The sequence below is a fragment of the Aeromonas sp. FDAARGOS 1414 genome (assembly GCF_019047065.1).
In the GTDB taxonomy this organism is placed as follows: domain Bacteria; phylum Pseudomonadota; class Gammaproteobacteria; order Enterobacterales; family Aeromonadaceae; genus Aeromonas; species Aeromonas veronii_A.
Genome location: NZ_CP077210.1, coordinates 2,299,592 through 2,314,214 on the forward strand (window position 1 = coordinate 2,299,592; position 14,623 = coordinate 2,314,214).

The window sequence follows — 14,623 nt, forward strand, 5'->3', positions numbered from 1 at the left end:
TACCGCCACCCAATGGCCAATCCCGGTTCGGTCAAATCAGCGCTGATCAACCCCATGAAAATCGGCCAGCCAATGGCGGGCAATGGTACGCATCGCCGATTCTGGCAGCTCGAACAGGCCGGGAGCAAGAGGGCCTGCCGCCAGCATCCGGATCCCTTCCATGATCTCCGCCAGCACCAGATAGACATATTCGCCAATCACGGCGCCATGGACGAAGTTGACCGCCTCGCCCCGGTTGAGCAGGTAGATCTGGGTACCATCCGGCCGGTTGAGGGCCAGCACATGGGGGCACACCTCTTCGCTCGGCCACGGCAACTGGGCCAGCGAGAAGGCAAACTCGTCATCGGCCGAGGTGACCGAGGCGACCATGGTGCCGGGGCGCAGCGCCTGCAGATCCGCCAAATCCAGTGAGCCGTTGCCGGTAGAGCAGATCACCAGCTCGGCGCGGCTCAAGGCTTCAGCCTTGGTGATCAAGCGAAAACCGTGAGAGAGCGCTTCGACCTGTCGCAGCACATCGGTCTCCACCAGCCCGAGATGGAGGTTGCGACAGCGCAGGTCGCGGGCGATGCTGCGCCCCACCTTGCCATAGCCAAACAGCACGGCTTCGCAGACGTTGAAAGTACGGTTGAGGTTACGAGCCAGCGACTCCGCGGAGTAGACCACGCTCAAACCAATCTGGATATCCTCGGCCTGCTTGAGGGGGCTGCGCGCCACCGACACCACCGGAGTCGCCAGCACCTCCTGTTCATAGCGTTGATGGCCGTTCTCGGTCATCTCCACCACCCCGAGGAAACGGGGGCCGAAGTATTCACTCAAGATCACCTGGGTTTTGGCAAAGTAACCGCCTATATCGAGGATCAGCAACCGCTCGTGGGGGGCCACCAGCGGCGCAATTTGCTGGATGAGACTGTCGGGTTCATTGGTCCAGCGCCGGTTGAGGGGCAGCACCGGATAGTGCTGGGATACCCACTCCAGGGTCGGACCGTGTACCGATTTCGGTTTGGGCAAAATGGCACCAATCCGTCCAATCTGACCGAGAGCGTCTATAAAACGGGGGCGATCGGGAAGCAGGTGAGTGACCAGCAGAATGCAGAGACCATCGATACGTCCCTGTCCGGTGAAATGGCGAAAAAACAGATGCTCAGATCCTTGACTGCGCAACTGTGGCCTCCTTATGTGCCGCAAAGCAGGCAAACAGAACCCGGCGCGGCCGGGTTCTGTGTGTGTCCAAATAAAATGAAAATCCTTTTTATCTGAAACACATAGGGGGCTCAATCATTATCTACCAAGAGTATGAGCGAGTATGCAAAAATGGCGCCATTTGACCATTTTCCACACAAGTATCAGTACAAAGAAGCAGCAGGCCACACCCACCATAGGCTGAGCCCGGTTCCCGCGGCAGCGAGCAGGATCAGCCCACTCCAACGCACTGGCCAGGGTTTGTCACGTAACGCCCACTCCAGCAGCGGCAGCAACCAGACCGGCAGCAACACCACCAGCGGCACCTCCACATATTGCCAGGCCAGCATCTGGACGAAGGCGAGGGCCAGCGCCAGACCGGCTGGGGCTACCTTGATGCCAACAAAGGTGGCAAGCAGGGCGCGAAAACCGGCGAAAGCGGCCAGCGCACCGGCCAACTGGGCAATCAGCAGGCTACCATCGATGCCGATCACCAGCGCCAGCCAGATAAAGCCGAGGGCAAACCCGAGCCCTTCGCGGCTGTCACAGCGCAAGGTGCTCCAGCCAAACCAGAGGATGGCGGGCAGTAGCGCCAGCCAGATCCCGGGTTCGCTCGCCAGTACCGAGGCCAATCCCTGCCACCACACCAGCGCACTGAACACCGCAAAGAGCAGCAGTGAACCGCGCAGATCGTTCACCTGAGCCGCAATGGCGGGCACCAGCAGGGTCAGCGGCAGCCACTGCCACGCCTTGGCCGGAATACCATAGAGACCGCCGAGCAATGAGCCCACCAGCCAGAGCGCCAGCGCGCCCCACAGATAACCCAGTCGCGGCCAGCGCCACGATAGCAAAGCGGCTCCCAGAGGAGCCGCCAGGGTTTGCAGCAGAAGTTCCGCGCCCATTACTTGCGCACGCCTTCGACAAACAGGTTGATGTTCATCTCGTCCGGAATGCCGGGCAGCATGTAGCTCACGCCAAAGTCACTGCGCTTGATGGTGGTGGAGGCGTTGAAGCCGCTGCGGTAGCCGCCCCAGGGATCCTTGCCCTCACCGATCTTGACCAGATCGAAGGCCACTTCCTTGGAGACGCCGTGCAGAGTCAGGGTCCCTTTCAGCACGCCTTTATCCTTGGTGCCCTCGTAAGCGGAGCTGACGAAGGTCATCTTGGGATACTGCTTCACGTCGAGGAAGTCCGGACTGCGCAGGTGCTTGTCGCGGGCCTCGTGATTGGAGTCGACGCTGGCGGCATCCACTTCAAAGCTCGCCTTGGCGGCCGCCGGGTTGGCGTCATCCATGCTGAAGGTGCCGCTGAAGGTGTTGAAGCGACCCACCAGCTCGGAGAAGCCCAGGTGACCCACCTTGAACTGCACCGTGGTGTGCGCCGCATCCACATCGTAATCCGCCGCCATCAGAGGGGTAACCATAAACAGGCAGGAGGCCAGCAGAGCCTTGGTCATTTTCATCCGTTCGTTCCTTCATCTTGGGGTTCACATCAGTGGTTAAAATGCTAACCTCGTTCTGAAGATGAATAATCAGTGATTTATTAAATTCATTATTTACTGAGGATGGAAAATGGACCAGATCGCCGCCATGCGTACCTTTATCAAGGTGGTGGAGTGCCAGAGCTTTACCAAGGCCGCCAACCAGCTCGGCATCTCGGTCGCCATGGCCTCCAAGCTAATGCAGCAGCTGGAGGAGTCCCTCGCCACCCGGCTGCTGTCGCGCACCACCCGTCAGGTCAATCCCACCGAAGCGGGCCAGTTCTACTACCAGCGCTCCCTCGCCCTGCTGGCGGAGTTGGAAGAGACCCACAGCCAGCTGACCCACCACAACCAGCAGCCGAACGGTACCCTCAAGCTCTCGGTGCCGATGGATTTTGGCTATCTGCACCTCTCCCCCGCCCTGCCGCTGTTTCGCCAGCGCTTTCCCGATCTCAAGCTCGATATCGAGTACAGCGACCGGCGGGTCGCGCTGGTGGAAGAGGGGTTCGATCTGGCGCTGCGGATCGGCCACCTCGGCGACTCCTCGCTGGTGGCGCGCCAGCTTGCCACCATTCGGGTCGAGCTTTGCGCCAGCCCCGCCTATCTTGCGCGCAAGGGCAGACCGGAAAAACCCGAGGATCTCAAGCAGCACGACTGTCTGATCTACACCCTGACCCAGCCGGAGTGGCACTTCAAACGGGGAAGCGAGCAGCAGAGCATCCGGCCACAGGGGCCACTGCGGGCCAACAACGGGGTGGCGCTGACCCGCGCCGCTTGTGATGATCAGGGCATCATATTGCAGCCCACCTTTATCGTGGGGGAGGCGCTACGGTCAGGGCAGCTGGTCAGCCTGCTGCCGGAGTGGGACAAGGGAGAGGTGGGACTTTATGCGGTCTATCCGCACCGCCGCTTCGTCTCGGCCAAGGTGCGCTGCTTTATCGAGTTCGTGCAGGAGCGCTATCTCGCCCCGCAGCAGTGGGATGCGCCGACCTGATTGCCAGAGCAGAGGGTACGGCCTGCTGGTCCGGCTTGAAACCTAACGCTGGCCGGATGCGGTGGTGGATGCGGCAACAGGGGTGAGCTTGGCTAGCAGACGCTCCTGCTCGGGGTGCAACTGCCAGCGTGGCAAACGGGTGCGGACAACCGACAACTGCTGCTCACTGAGGGCATAGGGGAGCGCCACTTCAATCTCGGGGCAGTCAAACATGGCGGCCAGCTGCAGGATCAAAATGAGGTTTGCCTCGTCGGTCTTGTGCTTGTTGACCCGTTTGCGGATCTCGTGGCGCAGCTGGGTTTCGGGGTCCTGGGTCATCGCCTGCCAGCCGAAACCGAACAACGGCACCAGCGCGCTGACAATCCCCAGCGCCGTCATCGGCTGCTTGGGGGGATGATAGAGTGCGTTGAGATCCAGCAGAACAGGATTCTGACGAACCTCACCATCACCAAATAAAATCGTTTTCGTCATTGGATTACCCGTTATATTCCACTAGACTGCGCCGCATATTTTACCCCGATATGCCAACGAGGTGCTGATGCTAAGCGATATCGAGATCTCCCGCCAGTCCCCCCGTCTCTCAATCCACGCGCTGGCCGAACGCCTCGCCATCCCCCAACACCTGCTCAGCCCTCATGGCCACTACAAAGGCAAACTCAGCATCGACCTGCTCACGTCTCAACCCACACAGCGCGGCAAGCTGGTACTGGTGAGCGCTATCACCCCGACCCCGCTCGGAGAAGGGAAAACGGTGACCACCCTTGGCCTCTCCATGGGGCTCAACCATATCGGCCAGCCCAGCATCGCCACTATCCGCCAGCCGAGCCTCGGGCCGGTATTCGGGGTCAAGGGGGGCGCTGCCGGTGGCGGCCACGCTCAGGTGGTGCCGATGGAGGAGATGAACCTCCACCTCACCGGCGATTTTCACGCTCTGACGGCGGCTCACAATCTGGCGGCAGCAGCCCTCGATGCCCGGCTGTTCCATGAGCGCAAACTCGGCGACCAGTTCACCGCCAAAACCGGCCTGCCGCGGCTCGATATCGATGCTGACAACATCCTCTGGCCGCGCACCCTCGACATGAATGACCGCGCCCTGCGCCACCTCACGATTGGACAGGGGGGCGCTGCCGATGGTGTGGAACGCAGCGATCGTTTCGTCATCACCGCCGCTTCCGAGCTGATGGCCATTCTGGCGCTGGCGAGCGATCTGAAAGACCTGCGTCAGCGCATCGGCCGCATCCAGCTGGCCCGCGATATCCACGGCAAGCCCATCACTGCCGAGCAGCTGGAAGTGGCGGGCGCCATGACGGTGCTGCTGAAAGACGCGCTGCAGCCGACCCTGATGCAAACCACCGAGCAGACGCCGGTGCTGGTGCACGCTGGTCCCTTTGCCAATATCGCCCACGGCAACTCCTCGGTGATCGCCGATCGCATCGCCCTTGGCCTGACCGACTATGTGGTGACCGAGGCGGGTTTTGGCTCCGACATGGGGCTGGAGAAGTTCTTCAACATCAAGAGCCGCCAATCCGGTATTACCCCCGCCTGCGTGGTGCTGGTGGCCACGGTGCGCGGCCTCAAAGCCAACAGCGGTCTGATCGATATCCGACCGGGCCAGCCACTGCCAGCCAGCCTGCAGGGGGAAGATCTGCCAACCCTCAAGCAAGGCTGCGCCAACCTCGCCTGGCATATCCGGAACGCCCGCCGCTACGGGATGCCGGTGGTGGTCGCCATCAACCGCTTCCCCACCGACAGCGAGGCCGAACTGGCGCTGCTGGCCCATGAAGCCCAGCAAGCCGGTGCCTGTGGCGCGGCCATCTCCAACGCCTTCACCCAGGGTGGTGCCGGTGCCAGCGAGCTGGCCCGCGCCGTGGTCACCGCCTGCGAGCAACCAGGTAAGGTGAAACTGCTCTACCCCGACGAGGCGAGCCTCGACGCCAAGCTGGCGACCCTGGTGGAGTGCGGCTACGGCGGTCGCGGGGTGCAGATCTCCGATAAAGCCCGCCAGCAGCTGGCCCAACTCTCTGCCGAAGGGTGGGATCACTTGCCCATCTGCGTGGCCAAGACGCCGCTCTCCATCAGCCACGACCCCGCCCTCAAAGGGGTGCCGACCGATTTCGAGGTGCCCATCGACGAGGTGAAGCTCTGCGCCGGTGCAGGCTTCGTCTATGCGCTGGCGGGCCCCATCATGACCATGCCGGGGCTGGGCAGTTTGCCTGCCTATCGCCATATCGATATCGATGAGAACGGCGAGATAGTCGGACTGAGCTGAGCCCTTCCACAACGACAGAAACAACAAGGCCCCGCCAATTGGCGGGGCCTTCTGTTACCCATGCATCAACCCTTAGAGGGTGAAGCGCTGGGTCATATGGTGCAGGGTGTTGGCCAGCTTGCTCAGCTCGACGCAAGCCTGGGCGATCTGATGAGCGCCCTGGGCATTCTCGTCAGCGGCATTGTGAATGTTGACGATGCTGCGGTTGAGCTCTTCGGTCACCGCGTTCTGCTCTTCGGTGGCGGTGGCGATCAGGGTGTTCATGTCGGTGATGCGCACCACGGCACCATTGATGGTCTCGATACTGGTACCGGCATCCCGCGCCAGACCGACGCTCTCCTGCATCTGGTGACGACTCAGCTGCATGGCGTTGCCCGCCTCGGCGGCGCGGCTCTGCAAGAGCTCGATCATCTTGCTGATCTCGGCGGTGGAGTCCTGGGTACGCTGGGCCAATGAACGCACTTCATCCGCAACGACCGCAAAACCACGACCCTGCTCACCGGCACGGGCCGCTTCGATGGCTGCGTTAAGGGCCAGCAGGTTGGTCTGACCGGCGATATCGCGGATCACATCCAGCACCACGCTGATGTTGGCGCTGTCGGCCTCCAGCTGCTGCACCACTGTGCCCGCCTGTTCAATCTTGACCGACACCTCTTCGATGCTGGCAATGGAGCTGCGTACCACTTCGCTGCCGGCAGCGGAGGTGCGGGAGGCATCCTTGGCGGCGCTCATGGCATCCGTGGTGTTGCGGGCCACTTCATTGACGGTGGACTGCATCTCATTCATGGCAGTCGCCACCTGGGAGACTTCGTTCTGCTGGATAGCCATGCCGCTGGCAGACTGGCTGGAGATGGCGCTCACCTCCTCCACCGCACTGCTGAGTTGGCTCACGGAGCCAGCGATCTCGCTCACCAGATCGGAGAGGGAGCCCTGCATCCGGTTGATGGCGGAACCCAGCTGACCCAGTTCGTCGCGGTTGAAGCGGCTGTCACGGATCCACTGCTGCAGTTCGCCCTGACCCAGATCGCCATTGGCAATGCGCTGGGCCTGACGGGCCAGCATGATCAGCGGGTCGCGAATTTGGCGGGTCAGTACCACGGAGAGCACCACCACAAGGATCAGACCGAGCACCAGTGCGATGGTGACGCTCAGGTTGGCGGATTGGTAAGAGGCGACAATGTCACTGCGGGATTCAGACGCATAACCATGGTTAATCTGGATCAGGGAGGCCACTGACTTGCTCAGCGCGGTGTAAAGGGGAACCCCCTCCTCAAGGAAGATGCGTTGGGCTTCGGCAAGCTGATCGCTGTCTTGCAGCTGTTTGACTCGCTGGTGCAGGGCGACGTAACGATCCCAGTCAGATTTCACCGTATCGAAGGTACGGCGCTCCGCCACATCCTCAGGCCAGATCGTCTTGTCATGGGCAATCAGCTGCTGCGCGATCGAGTTAAGCTGCTGACTGGCAATATTCCGATATTCAGCCCTTTTCAGCGGCTCGGCGGCCACCACGAAATAACCCAGCTCATAACGACGCAACTCACCGAGAGAATCCCCGATCGCGCTGGTGCGATTGACCGCAGGCAAGATGCTGTCGGTAAACCGGATGGCAACATCATTCATGTTGCCAAACTGGACAAGGGAAAAACCGCCGATAAAGGCGACCATCAAACCGAGCACGGCAAAGCCGGCGGTGAGTTTTTTACCTATGGTCATGGAACTGGTATTCATGGGATATCCTGGTGGTCGTTAAATTCGTAGCACTCGTCCGGTTCACGCCCTCCTGACATGAACTATCTGGCCACCTGTTCAGTGGCGCACCATCCAACCTTGATGAATATCTCTGAATTCCATGAGCGGCAGCGAGAGCCGTGAGGGGGCGCTAGAGTAACCGGATTGTGACGGTTCGGAAAGAGTCTGCCCGGTTACTTTTTGTAAGGTGAAAACGAGGTTTTTTTCGTGTTCGATTAAATATACCGCTCAGATGAATAAATCGGAAAAATGCATAACGTTTGCATGAGGCAAGCCACGCGAGTCAAGCCGTTGCAGGCCGCCACTCTCATCCGGAACCAATGAAAAACGCCAGCAATAGCTGCTGGCGTCTCGTTTATTCAGCATTGCGGTTACAAAATAACCGCCATCTTATCCGCGCAGGCCGCCCAGAAATTCGGCCCGGGTATCGGGCTGGGTCTTGAACACACCGCCGAGGGAGGTGGTGGTGGTATAGGAGGTGGAGTCCATCACTCCGCGCGCCTTGACACAGTAGTGGGTCGCCTTGATGCTGATGGCCACATCCTTGGTGCCGAGCAGGGTCTGCAACGCCAGCAGGATCTGCTGAGTCAGCCGCTCCTGCACCTGGGGACGGCGGGCGAAGAACTGCACGATACGGTTGATCTTCGACAGGCCAATCACCTTGCCACGAGGGATATAGGCCACATGGGCCATGCCGTCGATGGTGACGAAGTGGTGTTCGCAGGTGCTGGTGAGGCTGATGTCCCGCACCATGATCATCTCGTCCACCTGCATCTTGTTCTCGATCACCGTCACCTTGGGGAAGGTGGCATAATCGAGGCCTGAGAAGATCTCGTTGACGTACATCTTGGCGATGCGGTGCGGTGTCTCGGCCAGACTGTCATCGGTCAGATCCAGCCCCAGCGTCTCCATGATGGAGCGCATATGGCCTTCGATCTTCTCCCGCTTCTGCTGGCTGTTAAGCTCGTTGGTGACCAGGGGGGTTTCCAGTCCCTGGGCTTCGAGGGCAGCCCTGACCAGCAAGGCTTCCGGACTTAAGGTTGTCATTATCTTCTCTCCCACGCTCAGGGACTGTGAGGGCAGCTCAAGGAGCAACCCCTTATGTTATTGCGGCGTACAAGGCCGACGGTATCGCTGTAATGGCCCCCACTCGGGATGTGACGGCCATCTGTTATGGCGGCATAGTAAACGGCCATTGCCGCCAAGATTCAAGTCAACTTGTGCGTCACCTCATACTTTATGGCCATCTCACCCCGTTTCAGCGCCGATTACCCCGAGATTCCCTTGAGATAACCTGCCCATCCCCGGGGATTTTTGTGATAATCCCGCCTTCAATCATAGAAAGAGGTCATGACGATGGGATTTGATACCAGCGGACTACTCCCCTTAAGCAATGCCCTGCAAGGGATGCTGGAACAACTCGCCTGCTGCTGCGACAGCGAGCAGCAGCCCCTGCCAGAGGCCCTTGGCCGGGTTCTTGCCAGCGACATCGCCTCTCCCCTCGCCGTGCCCCCCTTCGACAACTCCGCCATGGACGGTTATGCCGTGCGCCTTGCGGATCTCGCTAGCGGCACCCCGCTCATCATGGCGGGCAAGGCGTTTGCCGGTCAGCCCTATCAGGGCGAATGGCCCGCCGGCCACTGCGTGCGGATCATGACCGGCGCCCCGGTACCCGCAGGCACCGATGCGGTGGTGATGCAGGAAGAAACGCAGGCCGACGGCGATCGGATCACTTTTCTGGCACAACCCGAACCGGGCCAGAATATCCGCCGCGCCGGCAGCGATATCGGCAAAGGCGCCTGCGTGCTGCCAGCCGGTACTCGCCTCACCCCGCGCGAAATGCCACTGCTGGCCTCCCTCGGCGTGGCTACCGTCACGGTGCGCCGACCGCTGAAAGTAGCTATCTTCAGCACCGGCGACGAGCTCAAGCCGGTTGGTACCCCGCTCGCCCACGGCGATATCTATGACTCCAACCGCTACGGCGTGCGGGCCATGCTGGCGCGCATGGGCTGCGACTGCCTCGACCTTGGCATCATCCCGGATGAGCCCGCCCAACTGCGCGCCGCCTTTATCCGCGCCGATGAAGAGGCCGATGTGCTCATCACTACCGGCGGCGTCTCGGTGGGGGAAGCGGACTTCACCAAACAACTGCTGGACGAGCTCGGCGAGATTGGCTTCTGGAAGCTGGCCATCAAGCCGGGCAAGCCGTTTGCCTTTGGCCGTCTGCCCCGCGCCTGGTTCTTCGGCCTGCCGGGCAACCCCGTCTCCGCCATGGTCACCTTCGATCAGCTGGTGCAACCGGCGCTGGCCAAGCTGGCAGGTCAGCACTTCGAGCGCCCGCTCCAGCTGCAAGCCATTGCGGCCGAGCCACTCAAAAAGAGCCCGGGCCGACTCGACTTCCAGCGCGGCATCCTGAGTCAGGGGCCAAACGGCCTCGAGGTGCGCAGCACCGGCTCGCAGGACTCCGCCGTGTTCAGCTCCCTGTCGCAAGCCAACTGCTACATCGTTCTTGAACGTGAACGGGGCCGCGTCGCCGTGGGCGAGACGGTGACCGTGGAGCCATTCGGGGGATTACTGCTGTGAGCGAGATCCTGAGCGACGCCGAACTGCTGCGTTACAACCGCCAGATCATCCTCAAATCCTTCGATTTCGAGGGGCAGGAGGCGCTCAAACAAGCCCGTGTGCTGGTGATCGGTGCCGGTGGCCTTGGCTGCGCCGCCAGCCAGTATCTGGCGGTGGCCGGGGTTGGCCGACTCACCTTGGTCGATTTCGACAAGGTGGAGCTCTCCAACCTGCAGCGTCAGGTGCTGCACAACGATGAGCGCATCGGTCACTACAAAGTAGACTCTGCCGCCCAGTCGCTGCGCGCGCTCAATCCCTGGCTCAACGTCGAGACCCACGCGGCCGTGGCCGACGAGGCGCTGCTCGATACCCTGTTGCCCCAACACCAGCTGGTATTGGATTGCACTGACAACCTGGCCATTCGCAACCTGCTCAACCAAAAGGCACGCCAGCATGGCGTGCCACTGGTCAGCGGCGCCGCCATCCGGCTGGAGGGTCAGCTCTGCAGCTTCACCTGGCAGGAAGATGAGCCCTGCTACGCCTGCCTCAGCGCCCTGTTTGGCGAGCAGGCACTCACCTGCGTCGAGGCGGGCGTGCTCGCCCCCGTGGTGGGTCTGGTGGGCAGCCTGCAGGCACTGGAAGCCATCAAGCTGCTGGCGGGCACAGGAAAAAACTACTGCGGCCGCCTGCTGATGATCGACGGCCTGAGCGGCACCTTCCGCGAGATGAAGCTGCCCAAGCGCCCCGACTGCCCCGTCTGTTCCCATCCTTGACACAAACGGGATCAAAAAAGCCGAACCCTGTGGTTCGGCTTTTTGGTACCTGCACCTAACAACCCCTTCCTCAATGGGTCGTGAGGATCCGTTGCAACAGGTGATTAAAGCCCGAGGGGTCTTCCGCAGGCCAGGCGTGGTGGCCGTTGGGGGTGTGGATGGTGGCGTTGGGCAGGGCGGCAAACTGCTCTACCCGTTTGGCCAGCGGCAGGTAGTCGTGACTGGTGGAGATGATGGCCACCGGCTGCCAGATGGCGCCGAGCCGGGCGCGTACCGACCAGCCGGGTAGTGCCTCCAGCAGCGCCTTGTAGGTTTTCTTTTTATTGCGCACGAAACGCAGCCGGAAGGTGTGGCGCACCTGTGCCAGATCCGGGCCCGGGAAGAGCTCGCGTCCCAGCCACCAGGCGAGCGGGCGCATGCCAAACCAGCGCAGCCACTTGAGGCGCTGGGCGTAACGCTCCTGCTCTTTGGGTGTTTCCAGCAGAAACTCGCTAAAACCGTTGACCAGCACCAGCCCCTGCACCTTGTGGGGCAGTTGCAGCGCCAGCTCCAGCGCGACCATGGCCCCCAGCGACAATCCCACGACCCAGGCGGGTTCAGGCTGTGCATCGAGCCAGTTCACCACATCGGCTGCCAGGGTCGCCACATCGAACGGCCCCTCCTGCATGCTCTGGCCGTGGCCGCGCAAGTCCAGCGCTACCACCCGGTACTGTTCGGAAAACCGTTCGATCTGCGCCTGCCAGTCGAGGCTGGAGGAGCCCAGCCCGTGCAGCAGCAACAGCAAGGGGCCCTCCCCCGCACTGCGCAGGGCAAGACCGTTGAATTTCATCACCTGATTGCGGCGCATCAGTGTATTGCCTCTCGACTCATCACCTGAACCATCTCTTGTTGTTATGTTGCCCGTGGCTATCCTGCCACGTTATCAGCACGGCGCCCAATCAGCCTTCGCTGACCAGACTCACCGCCTTGATATAAGCGTAGATCTGCTGCTCCGGCGCCAGCGCCAGCCGTCTGGCGGAGCGGCTGGTGATCCGGGCCAGCAGTATCTGCTCACCCAGCACCAACTGCAACAGGGTCTGGCCGGGGCGCACCTCGCGCACCGCCAGCAGACGGGTGACGAGACAGTTGGAGAGACTGGAGTGCTCGATGGGGGCGGTGGCAATCACCACATCCCGCCCCGCCACCTTGATTTGCAAGGGGCCGATCTCATCCGGCACATGGGTCATGGTGACCCGCAACTGCTGCTCACCAAGCTGCAGGGTCGCCATCTGCTCCTCTTCATCGTAGTGAGAGAGGGTCGCATCCAGCATCACCCCTGCATCGTCACGGCTGGCCAGCGAGAGATCGGTTCGGGCGAAGATCTCGCTCGGCCTGCCTTGCGCCTCGACCCTGCCACTTTCCAGCAACACCAGCTGATCGCAGAGCAGGCTCACCTCCTCCATGGCGTGACTGACGAAGATCATCGGGATGCCGCTCTCCTGCTGCAAGCCCTTGAGCACATGGGCCTGATGGATGCGGCTGCGCCGATCGAGCGCCGAGAAAGGTTCATCGAGCAGCAGCAGATCAGGCTCGGCCAGCAGCGCCCGCCCCAGCGCTACCCGCTGGCGTTGACCGCCAGAGAGGGCATGGGCAGGCAGCCCCAGCAGATCGGCAAAACCGAGCCGAGCCGCCAGCGCTTCGGGCTGCCAGCGTCCTCGCCCCTTGCGGGCCGCCAGTTGCAGATTGCCGAGCACCGTCAGATGGGGAAAGAGGCGCGCGTCCTGAAACACCAGCCCGATCCGGCGCGCTTCGGGCAGCAGTTGAGCATACTCCCGATCGCGCCACAGCAAGCGATCCCCGTTTTGGCGATCGAGCCCGGCGATGATGCGCAGCAGGGTGCTCTTGCCACAGCCTGAGGGGCCAAACAGGCCGAGGATCCCCCCCAGCTCGAGGGTCAGTGCACAATCGAGGGTAAAGGGGCCAAACTCGCGCCGGGCATGGAGGTTCAAGGCATGGCGGTGCGGCACGTTCACAGGCGGCATAGTAGCGGGCTGGTTCATCCAAACACTCTCCGCTGTCGGCGCTGCAACACCCCGTAGACCAGCACCAGCATCACCAGCGAGAAGGCCATCAGGCCGCCCGCCAGATAGTGGGCTTGTCGGTAATCCATCGCCTCCACATGATCAAACAGGGCGATGGAGAGCACCTGGGTTTCGCCAGGGATATTGCCGCCAATCATCAGCACCACGCCAAACTCCCCCAAGGTGTGGGCAAAGCCCAGCGCCGCCGCCATCACAAAGCTGGGTAGGGTCATCGGCAAGATGATGTGGAAGAAGCGCTCCAGCGGGCCAAGCCCCAGGGTAGCGGCAGCCTCCAGCTCCTTGTTGCCCATGTTGACGAAAGCGGAGGTGAGCGGCTGCACCACGAACGGCAGCGAATAGAGGATGGAGGCAAACAGCAGGCCGAGAAAGCTGAAGGCAAGAGGGGCACCAAAGGTGTCGCGCCACCAGGCGCCGAAGCCATATTCGGGGGAGAAGGCGAGCAGCAGATAAAAACCCAGTACCGTGGGAGGCAGCACCAACGGCAGTGCCACCAGCGCCTCCACCAGCGGCCGCAGGCGGTTCTGACTGCGCGACAGCCACCAGGCCAGCGGCGGTGCCAGCAACAGCAAAATCGCTGTGGTGCAGGCCGCAAGCTTCAGGGTGAGCCAGACCGCCAGCAGATCCCCTTCACTCATTGCCGACCTCCCGATTGATAAATGCCCCCAACAGCATGGTATCTATCCTTATTGCAAAGAGTGGCCGACCCGAAGGCCGACCACTCAGGGTATCACATCAGGCCCATCCCCTTATTGGGGCAGGGCATAACCAGCTGCCTTGATCTGCGCCTGACCCGGCCCCTTGAGCCAGGCGACCAGTGCCTCGACCGCACTCCCTTTCTTCAATACCAGCCCCTGCTGTTCGATGGGGGGATAGAAGTCAGCCGGTACGGCCCAGGCTTCACCGGTCTTGTCCGCTTCCACCAGATTGGCCCAGGCGACAAAGCCCAGTTCGGCATTGCCGGTGTCGACAAATTGCCAGGTCTGGCCGATGTTGGCGCCGGTCAGCAGCCGGTACTGCTTGGGATCGATTTTGAGATGGGTGAGGGTCGCCATGGCGGCAGCACCATAGGGAGCTGTGCGGGCATTGGCGATGGCGAGGTTGCCCTTCCAATTGCGCAGGGTCGCCTCGTCAGGGGCTGGCCCCCCCTTCTTCCACACCCCCAGCTGGCCGATGGCGTAGGTGAAGCGATCGCTCCCCTTGCCCTCTTTTTCCAGCTTCTCGGGGGTCGCCGCATCGGCGGAGAGGAAGAGATCGAACGGTGCGCCGTGACTGATCTGGGTGTAGAGCACCCCGGTGGCGGCAGACGAGATGGCCAGGGTGTGGCCGGTCTTGGCGGTGAACGCCTTACCGATACGCTCGATGGTTCCCTTGAAGTTGGCGGCCACGGCCACTTTCACTTCATCGGCCTGCACGACACCGGTATGCAAGGTGGCGGCGCAGACACCGGCGATGACAACAGATAACAACGGTTTCATTCCCTTTCTCCTGATGGGGCCCGCACATCCGCGCCCCTTGGCGGGGCCGTGGTTCCCGTTG

Annotated in this window: 14 protein-coding genes; 4 read left to right on the forward strand and 10 right to left on the reverse strand. The window is 61.8% G+C overall.

The annotated features are described in order from the left end of the window. Positions 1–36: 36 nt before the first annotated feature. From I6L44_RS10075 to I6L44_RS10085, 3 genes are all read right to left on the reverse strand, one after another. Positions 37–1,161 (reverse strand): adenosylhomocysteinase, encoded by a 1,125-nt coding sequence (locus I6L44_RS10075; protein ID WP_216951723.1) that lies wholly within the window; start codon positions 1,159–1,161, stop codon positions 37–39. Positions 1,162–1,343: 182 nt separating this feature from the next. Beyond that, entirely contained in the window at positions 1,344–2,081 is a 738-nt protein-coding gene (locus I6L44_RS10080; RefSeq protein WP_216951724.1) for a hypothetical protein, read from the reverse strand. Continuing rightward, a complete protein-coding gene (locus tag I6L44_RS10085) occupies positions 2,081–2,641 on the reverse strand; it encodes a YceI family protein (RefSeq protein ID WP_216951725.1) in 561 nt (186 codons plus the stop codon). The genes I6L44_RS10080 and I6L44_RS10085 overlap by 1 nt, the downstream gene beginning before the upstream one ends. 109 nt (positions 2,642–2,750) lie before the next feature. Here I6L44_RS10085 and I6L44_RS10090 point away from each other — a divergent pair, with 109 nt between their 5' ends. Continuing rightward, complete coding sequence (locus I6L44_RS10090) at positions 2,751–3,653, forward strand: LysR family transcriptional regulator (RefSeq protein WP_216951726.1); 903 nt, start codon at positions 2,751–2,753, stop codon at positions 3,651–3,653. A gap of 42 nt (positions 3,654–3,695) precedes the next feature. Here the strand turns inward: I6L44_RS10090 and I6L44_RS10095 are convergent, their stop codons facing one another. Beyond that, a complete protein-coding gene (locus tag I6L44_RS10095) occupies positions 3,696–4,124 on the reverse strand; it encodes a hypothetical protein (protein ID WP_216951727.1) in 429 nt (142 codons plus the stop codon). Positions 4,125–4,191: 67 nt separating this feature from the next. On the opposite strand from I6L44_RS10095, the gene I6L44_RS10100 reads away from it, so the two are divergent. Then, on the forward strand, positions 4,192–5,922 hold the full coding sequence (locus tag I6L44_RS10100; protein WP_216951728.1) for a formate--tetrahydrofolate ligase: 1,731 nt from the start codon (positions 4,192–4,194) through the stop codon (positions 5,920–5,922). A 72-nt stretch (positions 5,923–5,994) separates the two neighbouring features. On the opposite strand, the gene I6L44_RS10105 is transcribed toward I6L44_RS10100, so the two are convergent. Then, entirely contained in the window at positions 5,995–7,650 is a 1,656-nt protein-coding gene (locus I6L44_RS10105; RefSeq protein WP_216951729.1) for a methyl-accepting chemotaxis protein, read from the reverse strand. Positions 7,651–8,061: 411 nt separating this feature from the next. Continuing rightward, positions 8,062–8,718, reverse strand: a complete 657-nt coding sequence (gene folE, locus I6L44_RS10110) for a GTP cyclohydrolase I FolE (RefSeq protein ID WP_139407106.1) — start codon at positions 8,716–8,718, stop codon at positions 8,062–8,064. 309 nt (positions 8,719–9,027) lie between these two features. Here folE and moeA point away from each other — a divergent pair, with 309 nt between their 5' ends. After that, positions 9,028–10,254: a molybdopterin molybdotransferase MoeA gene (moeA, locus tag I6L44_RS10115; RefSeq protein WP_302055841.1), complete on the forward strand. Its 1,227-nt coding sequence runs from the start codon at positions 9,028–9,030 to the stop codon at positions 10,252–10,254. Next, positions 10,251–11,006, forward strand: a complete 756-nt coding sequence (moeB, locus tag I6L44_RS10120) for a molybdopterin-synthase adenylyltransferase MoeB (RefSeq protein ID WP_216951731.1) — start codon at positions 10,251–10,253, stop codon at positions 11,004–11,006. The genes moeA and moeB overlap by 4 nt, the downstream gene beginning before the upstream one ends. 70 nt (positions 11,007–11,076) lie before the next feature. Here moeB and I6L44_RS10125 read toward each other — a convergent pair whose 3' ends face one another. From I6L44_RS10125 to modA, 4 genes are all read right to left on the reverse strand, one after another. After that, positions 11,077–11,853, reverse strand: a complete 777-nt coding sequence (locus I6L44_RS10125) for an alpha/beta fold hydrolase (RefSeq protein ID WP_202003239.1) — start codon at positions 11,851–11,853, stop codon at positions 11,077–11,079. 91 nt (positions 11,854–11,944) lie between these two features. Then, positions 11,945–13,045: a molybdenum ABC transporter ATP-binding protein gene (modC, locus tag I6L44_RS10130; RefSeq protein ID WP_216951732.1), complete on the reverse strand. Its 1,101-nt coding sequence runs from the start codon at positions 13,043–13,045 to the stop codon at positions 11,945–11,947. Then, positions 13,042–13,722 carry a molybdate ABC transporter permease subunit gene (gene modB / locus I6L44_RS10135; protein ID WP_005334429.1) on the reverse strand — a complete coding sequence of 227 codons (681 nt, stop codon included), beginning with the start codon at positions 13,720–13,722 and terminating at the stop codon, positions 13,042–13,044. Before modB ends, modC begins: the two co-directional genes overlap by 4 nt. Before the next feature lie 111 nt (positions 13,723–13,833). Next, positions 13,834–14,562: a molybdate ABC transporter substrate-binding protein gene (gene modA, locus I6L44_RS10140; protein WP_216951733.1), complete on the reverse strand. Its 729-nt coding sequence runs from the start codon at positions 14,560–14,562 to the stop codon at positions 13,834–13,836. Between the last annotated feature and the right edge of the window lie 61 nt (positions 14,563–14,623).

Bases quoted from the DNA above. Each gene is read 5' to 3' on its own strand.
- I6L44_RS10105 (WP_216951729.1), bottom strand. From the start codon at position 7,650: ATGAATACCAGTTCCATGACCATAGGTAAAAAACTCACCGCCGGCTTT.
- I6L44_RS10090 (WP_216951726.1), top strand. From the start codon at position 2,751: ATGGACCAGATCGCCGCCATGCGTACCTTTATCAAGGTGGTGGAGTGC.
- modB (WP_005334429.1), bottom strand. From the start codon at position 13,722: ATGAGTGAAGGGGATCTGCTGGCGGTCTGGCTCACCCTGAAGCTTGCG.
- modA (WP_216951733.1), bottom strand. From the start codon at position 14,562: ATGAAACCGTTGTTATCTGTTGTCATCGCCGGTGTCTGCGCCGCCACC.
- folE (WP_139407106.1), bottom strand. From the start codon at position 8,718: ATGACAACCTTAAGTCCGGAAGCCTTGCTGGTCAGGGCTGCCCTCGAA.
- I6L44_RS10095 (WP_216951727.1), bottom strand. From the start codon at position 4,124: ATGACGAAAACGATTTTATTTGGTGATGGTGAGGTTCGTCAGAATCCT.
- I6L44_RS10085 (WP_216951725.1), bottom strand. From the start codon at position 2,641: ATGAAAATGACCAAGGCTCTGCTGGCCTCCTGCCTGTTTATGGTTACC.
- I6L44_RS10125 (WP_202003239.1), bottom strand. From the start codon at position 11,853: ATGCGCCGCAATCAGGTGATGAAATTCAACGGTCTTGCCCTGCGCAGT.
- I6L44_RS10080 (WP_216951724.1), bottom strand. From the start codon at position 2,081: ATGGGCGCGGAACTTCTGCTGCAAACCCTGGCGGCTCCTCTGGGAGCC.
- moeA (WP_302055841.1), top strand. From the start codon at position 9,028: ATGGGATTTGATACCAGCGGACTACTCCCCTTAAGCAATGCCCTGCAA.
- modC (WP_216951732.1), bottom strand. From the start codon at position 13,045: ATGAACCAGCCCGCTACTATGCCGCCTGTGAACGTGCCGCACCGCCAT.
- I6L44_RS10100 (WP_216951728.1), top strand. From the start codon at position 4,192: ATGCTAAGCGATATCGAGATCTCCCGCCAGTCCCCCCGTCTCTCAATC.